The organism is Nitrospira sp. Nam74 (assembly GCF_965152615.1).
On record NZ_OZ224220.1, the window covers coordinates 1,911,660 to 1,925,573 of the forward strand.

The window sequence follows — 13,914 nt, forward strand, 5'->3', positions numbered from 1 at the left end:
ACTCATTATGATGGAGGCTTCTATGGCGACCAAGAAAAAGCAGCAGGACGTGGGGCAAGTGCTCTTTGTTGGCATTGATCTTCACCGAAAGAATTGGCATGTCACGGTCAGAACAACGGAGGTAGAACTCTTCCACGGCACGATTCCCGGTCGATGGGATGCGTTGCAGGCCCTCCTCAGTCGTTACCGCCGTGCCGTGCTGCACGTCGTCTACGAGGCGGGATATTTTGGGTACTGGCTTCACGATCGGCTGGTGGCGGTGGGCGCCACCTGTATCGTCACGCCGCCCAGCTTGATTCCTCAGGAGGCGGGCAATCGAGTGAAAACCGATCGGAAGGATAGCCGAAAACTGGCCCTGCTGTTAGCGAAGGGGCTGCTGAAGCAGGTCTGGGTACCAGACGAAGAGGGTCGGATGCACCGACAGGTCATTCGGCGGCGCCGCCAGCTCATTGGCGATCGTGTTCGCACGCAAAATCGCATTAAAGCGGAACTCCGATTCTACGGCATTGAGCTTCCTGAGCCCACAGGGCCATGGACCCGTATTTACCTACAGAACTTACAGCGTCTCCGGTTCTCTACCGCGTGGTTGCAGGACAGTTTTCAACGGCTCTTAGAGGAGTACGAATTCCTCACGGGTCAGATCGTCAAGCAGACCAAATTGCTCCGATCACTCGCAGAAACGGACCGCTATCGATCGCAGGTTCAATGGCTCCGAACCATTCCGGGCATTGGTCTCATTGCGGCGATGGAGTTGCTGTTAGAATTAGGCGACCTGCACCGATTCAGGCACGGCGATCAATTGGCGGCGTATGTTGGGCTGACGCCCTCACAGCACTCCAGTGCGGACAAGGTCCGTATGGGCCGCATTACCCGGTCCGGCAAAAATGCGCTCCGCGGGACGCTCATAGAAGCCGCGTGGCGGTTTCTCACAAAAGATCCCGGGATGCGATCCATTTATGACCGATTGAAACTACGAACAGGTGCGAAGCGCGCTGTGGTCGCTGTGGCCCGTCGTCTGCTCCTGCACGCCAGACGCGTGGTGATCCTCCGGCAGCCGTACCCTGCGTAAGTCCATGGCGCCGAGAAGCCAACTGTGGATTCAGAGGACGGAAGGAGCGTGACTTTATCTGCCTCGTCGGCAGTGACGGGGCGTCTGTCAGTATGCTCCTTCTTCTCATCGATATCCCTCGAATTGATGACCTGTGGTCGGCGTTCCGATCACGAATAGCAGATTGGGAGGGCTTCTCAGGGACCTTGACCTTTGACATAGCAGATGAAGTCTTGAGTTGTATGCTTAGTGGTGAATGTTCTGGGCAGTGAACCGTCAGTATCCAGGTGAGCTAATGAATGCAAAGCAGATGTGGATGGTTAGGGCAGGTGAAGGGTCACGTTTATAACCGAGTTTATAGAAGGATCAAAGATAGCCATTGGATGGGGAGAAATCGGGCCACTACAGAAGGGGGGTTAGCCGGGAGGAAACTAATAAAGCGTGTAAATCAGGTCTGGCCCGCTGACAACAAATTCAAGGCGGCAAACTCAGCCGGACAAGTTTATCGATTCATTAATGAGATCGTGATTGGAGATGAAGGGCGCCACGATTCCTCCCAAGATTGAGATCGGCTATGGCACTGAAGCGGACAAGCAGCGCTTTACCGTGACCGAGCCTGGAATCGTGACCATCCCGAAAGGTGCAAAACTGTCAGAGTAACGCCCCGAAGAGCCGGGCTGACTCATTCACCAGGCTTCCACGACGGGTCGCTCGATGGCCTCTCGGCCATGATTCCGAGCGAGATCCCGGACTTCTATCAAGACTTTCGGCCGACCACCGGGATTGCCACTCTGACCGGGTTTCCATGATGTTGACGGGTTACTCACAGGGCGAGCTTATTAAAGGCGTCTAAGGCAGCGACCTTGTAACATTCGGCCAGCGTAGGATAGTTGAAGACGGTCCGTAAGAAATATTGCAGCCCGCCTTTCAATTCCAGCACAGCTTGTCCAATATGGATGAGTTCTGTGGCATTCGTCCCGACGGCATGGACGCCCAGAAGCCGTTGGTCATCTCGATGGACGAGTAACTTGAGAAATCCGCTGTCATCGCCGAGGATTTGCCCGCGAGCAATCTCCCGGTATCGCGCGATGCCGGTTTCATATGGGATCTTCTTCTGCGTCAACTCATATTCCGGGGCGCCGATCGCTGAGATTTCCGGAATGGCATAGATACCGATGGGCAGGTACTCTGCCATCGGCTCTATTTCAACACCGAAGGCATAACACGCCGCCAGTCGACCCTGCAAAAATGATGTCGAGGCCAGGCTTGGATAGCCGATGACGTCTCCCGCGGCAAAAATATGCGGCACGTCGGTCCGAAACTGCTGATTGACGTTCAGTCGACCGCGGGCATCCGCTTTCAACCCGGCTGCCTCCAGGTTTAGCCGCTCGGTGGCTCCGATTCGCCCAACTGAAAACAAGACCTGATCGGAAAGCAGGCGTTTGCCAGACTCCAAGTGCACCACGACTTGCGGCACCGTACCGGTCGTCACCGCGAGCGTCTCGACTGCCTCGCCTAAGCGAAAGTGGACATTCCGGAGCCTCATTTGGTGCATCAGTTCGTCCACGACTTCACCATCGAGGAATTCCAACAGTCGTTCGCGCTTATCGACGAGAGTGACCTCGATTTGGAGCGCCGCAAACATCGAAGCATATTCGATTCCGATAATCCCCCCGCCGATGACCACCATCTTTTTGGGCAAATGCTTCAGCCGGACGATATCGTCGCTCGTTAGAATGAGATTTCCGTCCACCGGCACCCCGCGCGGTGGGGCCGGTACCGTGCCAACGGCAACGACAATGTAATCGGCCGTCAGGATGCGCTGGCCGTCATCCGACGTAATCAGCAGGGTATGAGCATCTGTAAACGATGCCTCTCCGACCATCCGATGAATCTCATTTCGCCAGAGCTGATTTTCGACCACATGCGTTTCCCGTTGCACCACCATCTCGACCCGCTCAAGGAGATCGGCCGCCGTGACATGATTTGTTGCGACGGGATGCCACGATTGCCCGAACTGGCCATGCGGGTGCGAAAAAGAAAGAACTGCTTCCCGGAACGTCTTACTTGGGATAGTCCCAGTATCTAGGCAGACACCCCCCATAGAGGGACGTTTTTCCACGACGGCAATCCGTTTCCCGAGCTTGGCGCCCTGGACCGCCGCCCGCTGGCCTGCCGGACCGCTGCCGATGCAGATCAGATCAAAATGAGCTCTTTCATCCACTAGAATCCTCGTTGCAGATACAAATTGAATTCGAGGATGCCATACGAAATCGTCACTGTAACGAGGGCCCAGGAGACGGACCGAATATCCGTCCGTTGCGATCTGAGTTATTCGTGAATCCCGGCAGCGAAGATCGAAGTCCACCGCGGCTCTTCACAAGTGAGAGCCACGCAGGCCGATTTGCGGTCCATGAAGGAGTCCGGACGAAAAAAGCCCTCCCGCTGAGAGGATCGGTTGCTGTAGTGAGTGTTCATGAATATCGCCGAACACGTGAGTCTCATGGACCGTGCCGTCTTACGTCGACGGCTGCATGGTGTGCGTCTGCGGTACGAGGGCGTTCAGGGGTGCTCAGTCGGCGTTGCGAACGCTGGCGGCGGCCCCAGATAACCGGACTCGGAGCCTATAGACGGAGGGTGGAGAGTACGCAAAGCTGAGATCAGGACGTTCGTATGGGAACATACGACTCCCGGCCTCAACCCTCGTGTGAAATCTCCAGTAATCCCATATTGCTGCTCCGACGTTGTCCTGAACAGAAACCGTCTTGACGAGCGGGATCGTCCCAGTGAGCATACCCTGCTCACATCCGTGACTACATCACAGGTCGACACGCACCCGAGCGACTTTTCCGAGAATCGTATCGTGCTCTGTTAACGGCGCGTCGGCATAGTGGGGACTCAAGGCATGAAGCACAGTTTGATTTCCAAGGACTTTGATCTGTCTAAGCACCACTTGCGCGGGATTCCCCCTTTTCACAAGAACGTATTGGTCAGCCTCCCAATCTATCCCCGGCTGGACGAAGATCTCCTTGCCGGTTTGAAACAGCGGCTCCATGGAGTCATCCGGTATGCAGACTGCGAACACCTGGTCGCCGGGCACATCAGTTTCGACCATCTCCTCTGAGCCATCAGGTCCTTTTCCTTCGAGGACTTGAGACCATAACAAGAGCGGCACAAGTCGGCGATTGACCACCTCATGGTCGGGATGGGGCGGCAAAAATGGACTGACAGTGGGCGACTGGAGCAGCTCGCCAAATCGGAGCGTGTCTTCGCTCATCTTGAAGTATGCTTTGAGCTTGTCCCATGTCACTTCATCGTCGGGTGCCTGTCCATTGAGGATGCTCTCCAGCGTCCGCACTGGGATGCCAATGGCCTCGGCCAGCTGAGCCTCCGATAGCCCCTCAGACAGTTCCTTTAGTATGAGTCGGTCCACGGCCATAGTGATATTCTACCCCATCAATGGACCGTTGCGCTGCTCATGGACGCCACACTTTGCACAGTGAGCCTTCGGAATTTCCGATCTTCCGTACGTCGTCCGCATAATACATGCGGTGGAGCAGCTGTCGAGAAAAGAATCCATACTGCCTCTTCAAAGGAAGGCGGGGAGGCCTATTATTTTGAAACATGCCCCAAAACGCGATAAGGAGAAGGATCGTTCTTGTGTCGGGGACAGGCTTGCAAACATGCCCTCAAGCCGAAACCTCTAGCACTAAGGCGTCTCCTTATTCGAGAGGCACTACTCCCTGATTGATCATCAGCGGCCCGATTTCCCAAGCGCAATTAACATTGACGGACCTACTGCCTACCCAGATTGTGATTGAAGCATCGCACCACGGCGTCATTGGTGTTTGGGAAACAGTTCTGATTAGTATTGGTGTAGAGGCAATGTTGCATGGATGCTAAAAATTGGGGCAGCGCCGGAGTAAAGACGTTAGGCCCGGCTTATGTCTCAACTCTTGTTCTGCACATTCCGAACGAGCGCCTGGCCCGATTTGGCTCACATTGACGTACTGAACGGTACCTGCTGCTGAACGCCTTGCCGCAGTTTCTGCAACGTCTGGAGTCCCTGTTGGAAGATCGACATGAACCGAGCGACAACGGTCAAATGCCTCGCTTGGGTCACGGAATCCGCCGGCTCCTTCGCGTGTGCGGCCTCTTCCATGGCGACTTTGTGCGCCGTCGCTAACTGGTGCGCCAACATTTTGTGGTGTAGCGGACGTACCGGGGGACTGTCCGATCGAGTGACGACTCTCGAAGCCCACGTCCGGACGGTGACGGCGGATCAGCAGCCCTTCCCCAGCGAACTTGAGACGTTTCGTGTGGAGTTCGAGGCGTTAGAGGACGAAGGTGAAACGACGGGGGCAACGGGTGCTGACGGAGCTGATGCAAGGGACAGCTGTCGATGAGATGCAGGCGCAACAACATCGGAACTTCTTCGCGTCGGCGGCATGGCTGTCCGGCTTGGCGCGACAGAATTCAGGAGACCGCATACGCCGCTAAGGTCGGCTGATCGCGTGAGGCGGTATGGCGCTGACGCCGAGAAGACTTTAATCTTCACCATCTCATCGACACCGAGTTAAGGCCGTCGTCACTGCTTCGGGCTCGGTGGGGGATCGAGAGCCCTCGCTCGAATGACGGCGAGGGGAATGGTAGAAAGCATCAAAGATGTCCTACTTGCCCTCCGCCCGTGTCCGATATCATCGATGGAGCACGGGTCCGCCGTAGACGCGGCTATATCGTGCCATGGCCCAGATACGTACGAAGCGGGACAAGACTTCAAGTAACAGGGGTGGTGGCTGGTGAGTAAGGCAAGTTACGGCCTCGGCAAGCGAGACATGCCGTAAGCCGATTCGCCCATACTTCCTGATAGAGTGATCCGGCTGCGGAACCGACGCTTCAGTGGAGCCCGCTCTTTGGCAGCGAATCATCCGGGTGAGTATCCCCGACCATAAAATCTCTGTCGACGCGGGTCTGATGGGCCGACGGGATTATTGCGAAGGAGTTTGTGCACAAACCAATTTTGCAGTTCCAGGGATGGTTTCTCTTCCCCTGGGTCCGGCGCCAAGTTACGGAGCCGCGGGCGAGGCGTTCGTACCCTCGGCCCTCCGGTCGTTCAAGGTCGAGGTGAGCGACTGTATCTGAGACGTAAGCGCATTCACCTTGTCATTGAGTTGCTTGAGCATTCTCAAGTTCATGGCTCCTTCATTGATCGTCACCTTCGGTGGCTCTTTGGCAACGGCTTTTGTTGGCGCAGCAGAGCATTTGTCTTTTTTGCTGTCGCAAACCAGGACCTGCCCATCCTTAAACGCGCACAACGAAAGACCACTTTTCGTCGGGGGGAAATACGCCCCGTCCTCGGCCTTGCAGAGTACATCGAGGCCTGTTTTATCAACTGGAGCGGCCGGCTTCGCTTCTACAATGGAAATGGATGCCAAGACAGGCATGCTGAACGCCGCGACTGAAATCGCGGTCTGCACGAAGGCACGACGGAATGTGAGCTTCGTCATCGCTGAACCTTCCTTTCTCTGTCTACACAATGGGCCACCGTACGGCCTCGAAGTCTAGCGATCTCCCGCTGGCACAGTCAATTCTGAATCCACGTGACTGGGCTCAACCTAATTTGGTCCGGCCGGAAATGAGACCGCCTGGCGACCACATGTTGCACTAAATCTTAAGTCGACACCGTTTCAGGCTATGGTGTCCCAAGAGGCGTCTTACTTCGAATGGCATCATAAAATGGCCGACAAGATTTTTGTAGTTCATAAAGTGGCCGTTGGCGTGTAAGTCGGCAAGCTTAACAGCACTGTGATGAGCGTGATGAATTAGCCCACAGCCATAGGCACAAGGTCGTCAATCCTTCATTACTCCCTATACTTAACTTAGCCGCGTGGCCATTTTATGATGTCTTCGAGCGGCCAAGAAATATGTCAAGTCACAGGTTATCTCCTTGGAGCTGCGTTCTCTCTTTCGTTCCTCTGCCTTAGTTCCTTCGTAATGTAATAAGGACATAGACCTGCGCCACGTCGTGATGAGGCTTCAGTACGGAGAGGTTCTATGTCCGCCATTGCGTATGCTTGTTTGGCCGCTACGCTGATTAATCCACATCTCCGTTACGTCTGGGCTGGCGTGGAAAGACTTGGTCCAATGTTTCACTTTGGTTGACATCGGGAGCAGTATAGATTTACTCCCTCCGTATGGTATTTCGGGGTCGCAGGCTGACTTCGAAATAGCGTGCGGCCGTTGAGCCGCGAGGCCCGAGGGGGACAATGACCACAAGATAGGCCTTAACTTGCCATGCTAAGACACGAGCGGCGGCAAGTAGCCATCCGAAGTAGCTTTGCCTGCCTTCGAGATCTCTTCAGAAAGAAGTGACATGCCCTTTGCTCCATCGTGACAGCTATCGGAGTGAACAGGCGTCTGCAGCGTTTGCGCGCTCTAAGAGGCCAGGTTGTGACCGCCGCCCCGAGTGTTGCCGGTCAAGCGCAAGACTAGGTTGTCTCACTCACCTCTCTAGGATGGGAACTGAAAGACGACGTAGTTAACGCGGAGCACTATGCCGTTTTGGCCACGTACGGCGAGATTAGCCGCTATTTCAAGATCTGCAGTTCCACTACCCCGATCTACGTTCACAAATCGATTAACTGAGGCGCTATCGACAGCCCAAAGAGCGTTGTTGACCGTTCCGTCGAAAGCGATACTCGCCAAGGAAACCACGCAGCTGGCACTCGGCGTGGCGCTCGAACCTAAGTTCACCCGTCCAACCGTAAAGGTCAACGTGTCCCGTGTGATGTCTCCGGATCCAGTGCCTTTAAATACACACTCCACGATTCCACTGAGGACCACCATGCCTCCCACGGCAAGCTGGGGAGGAATCGTTGGATTGGGATGCAGTGCGATCACTGTGATGGGCATCGGTTCCTCCAGGTCAGAGCAAGCATTGCCGTTCAGGACGATCAGTGTACTTAGATGCGAGATCCGATAAACTCAATTCTTCGGCTCGCTCTGGGGGCCGGAAAGGTTGACTAAAAAGGGTACCGAACGCGAGCCTTTGCCCCGGTCCCGCTCTCCTGGCCTTCTTAGGCACCATTTAAGAGAGCGCGAAGATTATTGCTCAATATTTCCGTAAATCCACGCCTCATCGCTCATACTCCACCGGTAGTGAATGAGCACCTTACCGGTTTCGTCCCAGCTGTCAGGAGTCGGCCCAGGGCCAGCGAGCGCGAGCACAACATACGCTTGGCCTGGACTGGGTTGTCCTGTGCTACTGACGGCAGAGAGTGGGATGGCCGCTTCGATTCGCCCCGTGGCGGGATCCCATTGAGGCGCGATTCCAGAGAGGGAAGATTGCGGGGACCATGCCCCATTACGGATTACCCAATGGCGGAACAGGTTGTCGTTACTCCGCCGTTCCACCAGAAAACTGACAGGCCGAGGCAATAGTCCCTTGTCGAGGCCCGCGGCCAGGCTGTCCTGAGTCACTTGAGAGATATCTTGAGTGTACACGCGTATCGCAAACAGCGGGTTCTGCTCGAAGACTGGAAGAGAGCCTGCGAGATTATCGATCCTGATATACAGATTTTGCTGATCATTGCACAGGTACACTCGCTTGATCGTTGTCATTGCTTGCGGATCGGCCTGCCATGTCCCAACAAAATAAGGGACGTTCGCCCATTGTGAGCCTTCGCTCAGCGGTTCCGTAATCGCCATCGCCTTAAAGGCCCCTGCATGGTACGACGGCGGAATGATCCGAAGATCATGCTCCTGCTGGTACATCAGGCTCGCCAGCATGAACGCTGATCCCGTGAGCGGCTCACACATGGAGCTGAGGACAGAAGAATGTGAGATGGCAGAGACAGCTTCCCCATGAGGCATATACCCCTTGCCTGAGGTGCTGACAATCCATTGCAATCGACGGAGAGCGTCTGCTTGTTGGCTCGCCAGTATTTCCCACACGGCGACCCAGACACTCATCTGCGGCCAGGGAGGTTCGGGTGCTTCGACCTCATCTCCGGCTGGATCATAGGGTTCGTTATAATAGTACTGGTCGCCTTTGTAGCGGGAGATGCCATACCGATCTTGGACTAAGGTTGTTTTAACAGTATTGACATGGTTCGACGCACGGCCCGATGCTGGATCAATCACACCGAGCGCTAATAGGATATTCGATGAACTATCGAGGCGCCCAAGGATTCCCGTGTCGAAGGTGATCGCACGATTGTAATAGCCTTGCGGATTCCACAAGCCAGGGGGATTCCAGTCAGGACCGCGCTGCAGGGCCGTGAGGATGGGCGCCACCCCGCCTGCATACCAATCACTCAACGCTGTATTGCCTTGAGCTTCCGCCAACTGCTGCATCGCGTAGAGTCCGGCGATATACCAGGCATGTGTAAACACGTTGTGTTCGCAAGGACGCGATCCCGGACAGGTGTCAGTCTCTTCCCAGATACTGTAATCAGGGGCGCTAAAGCCCGTGATCGGGGAGACGTTCTGGACGATCCAGTCGGCTGATCGTCTCAGTGCAGGCCATAAGGCTTGTAGAAATGCAGCGTCTGCCGTCGCCAGATAATGCCGGTACACGCCGTACAGGAATTGGCCGACGCTATCGTATTCCGGTTCGACGAATGACTCTTCGGCGCCGGTCCAGGGATTGTAGATCGTCCCCCATGTGCCGTCAGGATGCTGGACACTGGCCATCCACCTCCAATATTGCTCGGCCTCGCCGGGGTGACCGGTCGCATCGAGCGCCATGGCGGTAATCGCGCCATCTCGCACCCAATTGTGTCGGTATGCGAATGGATTCGTGCTTGCGGGAACGGTTCCCAGTTGAGGATTCTGAATGTTCTTGATGACCAGGAGTGACTTATCGTACAGGTCGTTCACTCCGGCATCAGTCGAGGCGACACGACGTCCCTTGTCACCATTCGAAAGCCAGTTCTTATAGCTAGCCGCGGTTTCATCGAACCAGTAACCCCCTGGCTGGGAGCGCGCCGTGTCGGCTGCCGCGGTCACGGAAGAGACGTCGCCAGCGAGGGCCAGATAGAAATAGAGGCTGGTGCGTTGTCCCGCGGCAAGGAGGACGCGCTTGCAAAAAGCCATGGAGATATCGGCAGCCTTCACCTGGTCATTGTTTTTCAAAGTTCCATCATGGTTAAAACTGTACCAACCTGAGACTGTGGGACTTGTCAGCGTGCTGTCTGCGTCATCGGCGACCTGATAGCCGTCCACGGCTTGAAAGGCGCCCAGAGCCACTGCCACCTCTCCAGAGGCCGCCATATCAGCTATCAAGGCGTTCGTCGCCGCATCATGCCAAGCTGAAATCTGTTGATTCGTGCCGGCCGGAGTGAGATGGACTTGCTCCAGTACGCTCACGACAAGGCTGGTTGGAGTTGGATTCACAAGATCATATCGGACGACTAAGAACGGGCAGTTCGGTACGAGTGCGTAGATCCGACTGAGCCGATATCGCGGCTGGATTACTGCTCCAGCATAAGACAGATAGTTCGTCGTCAATGTACCGGCCATGGTCTCCGCATTCTCGAGCCATCCCTCGGCCTCGAATAGGCGTAATTCCGTGTAGGCGTAAGGACCCTCCTCATCACGAAAGAACCCAGAGTAGTCCACCACCTGATTACGCGCCGCCAAGGAGGGAGAGCCGCCCAAGTAGTGAAGTTCCGTGATGCACGGGCCATGGTACGTAACCTCGGTCTGCGCCAGCTTCGTATTTCGCCAAATGCCGACGATGTCCTTCCAGTTCGAGAGGTAGATTGCAGGGGCAGAGACGACGCTTGGTTCTGTTCGGTCAGCCATCGGACTCAACCCCCTTTTCTTCTTTCATTATGAGATGCCATCCGCGATTCCTTGAACAATTCGGTACACGCCAGTGTTGTGACGCTCCGACAGCAACCCCTTAATGACATACTCTTCTCGTTTCATGGATCCCGAATTCCACTGGCACACAAACGCTGCTCAAAAAGAACGTTGCGAACTGTTGCAAGGTGTAATTACTGCTTTTCACCAAGACCTTTTCTAGTGACCTGTAACAGTTAATTGTGTACTGCTCGTGTGTTCACGGTCGCTATATTTGCACTTCGTCGATTTGCCCATGAGCTTTGGAGCGCAGTAATGTCTGTTAGAGGCCACTAGTAGCGATGTCATCCGTATATTTCTGTCAGCGAATGCGTAATGGAGGTCTTTTAAGTTTCTCTGGAACTGTAGGACCCTGGCGGCGTGCGATTTACCGTTTGGCCGAGGTTTCCTGGAGTTCTGTGCGCCAAGGCTGTTAAGTGATGAGGAAAACCATGGAGTAGGCCCGCATCGATTTGTCTCGATATTTGATGTCCCTAACTGAGCGAGACGCTCCGGCGCCCATGCGTCATCGGCTCTCGATGACCGCCAATGTCGCTCAAAAATGGACCCCTAAACCAAGAAAGACGCCATCGATGCCAGGGTTATGTTCTTTGGCCCCAAAAACATTCAGGCCAAGATCGTCTCCATTGGAATTGTGTTTGTAGCCAATTGAAAAATAATAGCGGTTTAGGACATATCTCAAAAAAAGGCCTAGGTCATACGTGGTTCGTGATTGGTTTGAATCAGGCCCCCCCGGACTCCCGATGACTTCTGTCGCATAGGCGAGTCCGACATTCACAAGAACTTCATAGCGGCCGAATCGGTATCCTGCCACTGCTCCTCCCGCGATCTGGGGCACATGGCCGCCGTCAAGGAGGGCGCCTTTGATGTAGGGGCCAAGTTCGAATACTCCACCGGGCAGGTTGCTGATGGGAAACAAACGGTCCGCAAACAGTTGCACCGTCGTCCTCGCTCGATGAGCGTCACATGTGCCGCAGAGATAATCTGCCCCCACTCGTATTTCGACATCGGTATGCGCTAAATACGGTTTACCAGCTGCGTTGGCTGTCGAAGTTATCGTCATGAGGAGAATCGCAGCAAAGCACAGGCCGATGCGTCGCATTCCTGCTATTAGAATGCATGAGGCCAGATTGAAGGACTGTTAGAATTACCAGTATTGAAACCGAGCTGAAGACTAACTTCTGGACTTACTTACGACGTGGATTGTGTGTGCTTTACAGCCGATGTCATTACTCCGTAAGAAACAAGTTGTGCGTTTGACACCCGCCTCCACGACCACGTTCAATGGCCGCATGGTTAACAAGAACACCCGTCCAGCGAGAGGGGGCGGACAGAGAGAGAAATATGGCCGAGATTGCTTCCGAAAGCCGACGCGACGGCGCTCTAGCATGCTGGCACCTGCTCCGTTGCGTGCTCCACCACTATCGTGGGTGCGCCTCTCGTCTGATAAGGCGACGCAACGATTGGCACCTTTGAACAGCGGTTGGCCGCATCCACACATTTCCGTCGTCATCCCAGCGCCCCTCTAGAAAAACACGCACGGTTGTTTGAACCGTGCTCTTTCCCCTAGACGGCTAACCCTTCAAATGGCTGTAAAGCCAGGGCTGTAGACCAATTTCCGCCGTTGCCCGTTCTCCTCATTTGCCAGCCTGATGTCGTTGCAGGGACTGCCAATAGGCGCGCAATCAACGCCGGTCGTGTCCTGCTCCAGGACGCGTCGTGCTGGAAGGGGTTTCGCTGAGGAAGTTTTATAGATGGAGTTGATTGGAAATCAATGAAATGGAGAAGAGCCGAAAACATCTTTCCCTAGTGCTTCAAGGATCAGTCTCAGTAATCACTACGGCAGCTAATCGCCGTTTCTGTCGCGGCCTTCTTTGCCGCGATGCCCACGGTACTCCTCTTCCGACAGTGATTCCATAATACCAAGAAGTATCTAACGTGTGAGGGAGGTAAGGATGAAGACTGAGCCAAGCCAGATGGTCGTACTCATGCTCGGTATGACCGCGATCCTGATCACCGGCTGCGGCAACTTTAAAAGTAAATGGGGCTGTAAGGGGCTATCCGGAAGCGAGTTCATGTTTGCCGGCCACGGAGGTCTACGACCGGCGGCACGAAGAGCTGGTCCATATGAAGGCGGATGGTAGCCACCAGGAAGAGATGAGCCTTGCTCCATCCCGGCACGCCGGCTTTAGTGGGCAGACCGGCATCGCCGGCCAAGCGGAAGTGCAATTAGGACGACCGATTGTCACCGCGCCGGAAGTGGGTGACTCCGCCACAGACTGGCTTAACCGCAGCCGCGGTCAAAGGGTTGACCGGGTTGTATGCGATGGATTTGCCGGAAGGCACCACGATCCAAGCGGCCATTCATGGCTCGCCGGTGATCGAACCGATCTTGGACCACTATGTGGGGCTCCGCAACGTGACCGGGCAGCAGTCCATTCCGTCTCGGGACGCGCAGCGTATGCAAGCTTTATCCGCGCGCGCGACACGCGTCTCATTACGAGTACGGGTCTGCGCCCGCGCGACTGTAACGTCTACTTTAGTGTGACGCTGCCCTTAGAGCAGGAAGCGCCGCAGGGAATGCCCTTGCATCTCGTGTACGAAAAATTCAACGGCATTGAAAAACTGTTTCAGACCTGTGGCTTCCCCGCTCGGCGCCTGATCGCTAATGATCTGCTCTGTCTGCTGCATACCCTCCTCAATCCGAGCCACACCTGGGAGCAACGGCCGGTCACGTACGATCCCACCCGGCTGCTCAAACAGCACGCCATCCGCTACGACAGCGCTCTGCCAAGTGAGCGACCGCGCGATCTATCTCGATCAACAGTTAGTTTCGTTATAAAATCTCTTCCAACCCTCATCTCTCTTAAGACACTTTACGATCATCTCGACCACAGCTTTGCCTGGTTTTGATCCAGGATCACCAGTAGCCAGTTAGCGAAATCTAGCGCAAGTTGAAGCTGAGCACTTGTGTCCGGATTCATTGCTGCGAGCACTTC

Annotated in this window: 12 protein-coding genes; 4 read left to right on the forward strand and 8 right to left on the reverse strand. The window is 55.1% G+C overall.

The genetic code is table 11. The annotated features are described in order from the left end of the window. Positions 1 to 22: 22 nt before the first annotated feature. Together ACWHYZ_RS09175 and ACWHYZ_RS09180 are read left to right on the forward strand one after the other, a co-directional pair. Entirely contained in the window at positions 23 to 1,069 is a 1,047-nt protein-coding gene (locus ACWHYZ_RS09175) for an IS110 family transposase (protein WP_447982971.1), read from the forward strand. Between the two features lie 513 nt (positions 1,070 to 1,582). Beyond that, complete coding sequence (locus ACWHYZ_RS09180; protein WP_447986971.1) at positions 1,583 to 1,708, forward strand: hypothetical protein; 126 nt, start codon at positions 1,583 to 1,585, stop codon at positions 1,706 to 1,708. Between the two features lie 26 nt (positions 1,709 to 1,734). Here the strand turns inward: ACWHYZ_RS09180 and ACWHYZ_RS09185 are convergent, their stop codons facing one another. The 4 genes from ACWHYZ_RS09185 to ACWHYZ_RS09200 form a co-directional block, all read right to left on the reverse strand. Further along, positions 1,735 to 1,875 carry a DUF5681 domain-containing protein gene (locus tag ACWHYZ_RS09185; RefSeq protein ID WP_447986972.1) on the reverse strand — a complete coding sequence of 47 codons (141 nt, stop codon included), beginning with the start codon at positions 1,873 to 1,875 and terminating at the stop codon, positions 1,735 to 1,737. After that, positions 1,872 to 3,272: a Si-specific NAD(P)(+) transhydrogenase gene (sthA, locus tag ACWHYZ_RS09190; protein WP_447986973.1), complete on the reverse strand. Its 1,401-nt coding sequence runs from the start codon at positions 3,270 to 3,272 to the stop codon at positions 1,872 to 1,874. The genes ACWHYZ_RS09185 and sthA overlap by 4 nt, the downstream gene beginning before the upstream one ends. Positions 3,273 to 3,866: 594 nt before the next feature. Then, positions 3,867 to 4,487 carry a S24 family peptidase gene (locus ACWHYZ_RS09195; protein ID WP_447986974.1) on the reverse strand — a complete coding sequence of 207 codons (621 nt, stop codon included), beginning with the start codon at positions 4,485 to 4,487 and terminating at the stop codon, positions 3,867 to 3,869. A 558-nt stretch (positions 4,488 to 5,045) separates the two neighbouring features. Continuing rightward, positions 5,046 to 5,210 (reverse strand): hypothetical protein, encoded by a 165-nt coding sequence (locus tag ACWHYZ_RS09200; RefSeq protein WP_447986975.1) that lies wholly within the window; start codon positions 5,208 to 5,210, stop codon positions 5,046 to 5,048. A 185-nt stretch (positions 5,211 to 5,395) separates the two neighbouring features. Between ACWHYZ_RS09200 and ACWHYZ_RS09205 the strand changes: the two genes are divergently transcribed. After that, positions 5,396 to 5,548, forward strand: coding sequence for a hypothetical protein (locus ACWHYZ_RS09205; RefSeq protein WP_447986976.1), 153 nt, complete (start codon positions 5,396 to 5,398; stop codon positions 5,546 to 5,548). Between the two features lie 566 nt (positions 5,549 to 6,114). On the opposite strand, the gene ACWHYZ_RS09210 is transcribed toward ACWHYZ_RS09205, so the two are convergent. From ACWHYZ_RS09210 to ACWHYZ_RS09225, 4 genes are all read right to left on the reverse strand, one after another. Beyond that, entirely contained in the window at positions 6,115 to 6,555 is a 441-nt protein-coding gene (locus tag ACWHYZ_RS09210; RefSeq protein WP_447986977.1) for a hypothetical protein, read from the reverse strand. Positions 6,556 to 7,558: 1,003 nt separating this feature from the next. Beyond that, positions 7,559 to 7,960, reverse strand: a complete 402-nt coding sequence (locus ACWHYZ_RS09215; protein ID WP_447986978.1) for a hypothetical protein — start codon at positions 7,958 to 7,960, stop codon at positions 7,559 to 7,561. Positions 7,961 to 8,152: 192 nt separating this feature from the next. Further along, the gene (locus ACWHYZ_RS09220; protein ID WP_447986979.1) at positions 8,153 to 10,855 is read right to left on the reverse strand and encodes a glycoside hydrolase family 15 protein; all 2,703 of its coding nucleotides are present in this window, start codon (positions 10,853 to 10,855) and stop codon (positions 8,153 to 8,155) included. 595 nt (positions 10,856 to 11,450) lie between these two features. Further along, positions 11,451 to 12,017 carry a hypothetical protein gene (locus tag ACWHYZ_RS09225; RefSeq protein WP_447986980.1) on the reverse strand — a complete coding sequence of 189 codons (567 nt, stop codon included), beginning with the start codon at positions 12,015 to 12,017 and terminating at the stop codon, positions 11,451 to 11,453. Positions 12,018 to 12,994: 977 nt separating this feature from the next. Here ACWHYZ_RS09225 and ACWHYZ_RS09230 point away from each other — a divergent pair. Then, positions 12,995 to 13,828 (forward strand): TraC family protein, encoded by an 834-nt coding sequence (locus ACWHYZ_RS09230; protein ID WP_447986981.1) that lies wholly within the window; start codon positions 12,995 to 12,997, stop codon positions 13,826 to 13,828. Positions 13,829 to 13,914: the final 86 nt, after the last annotated feature.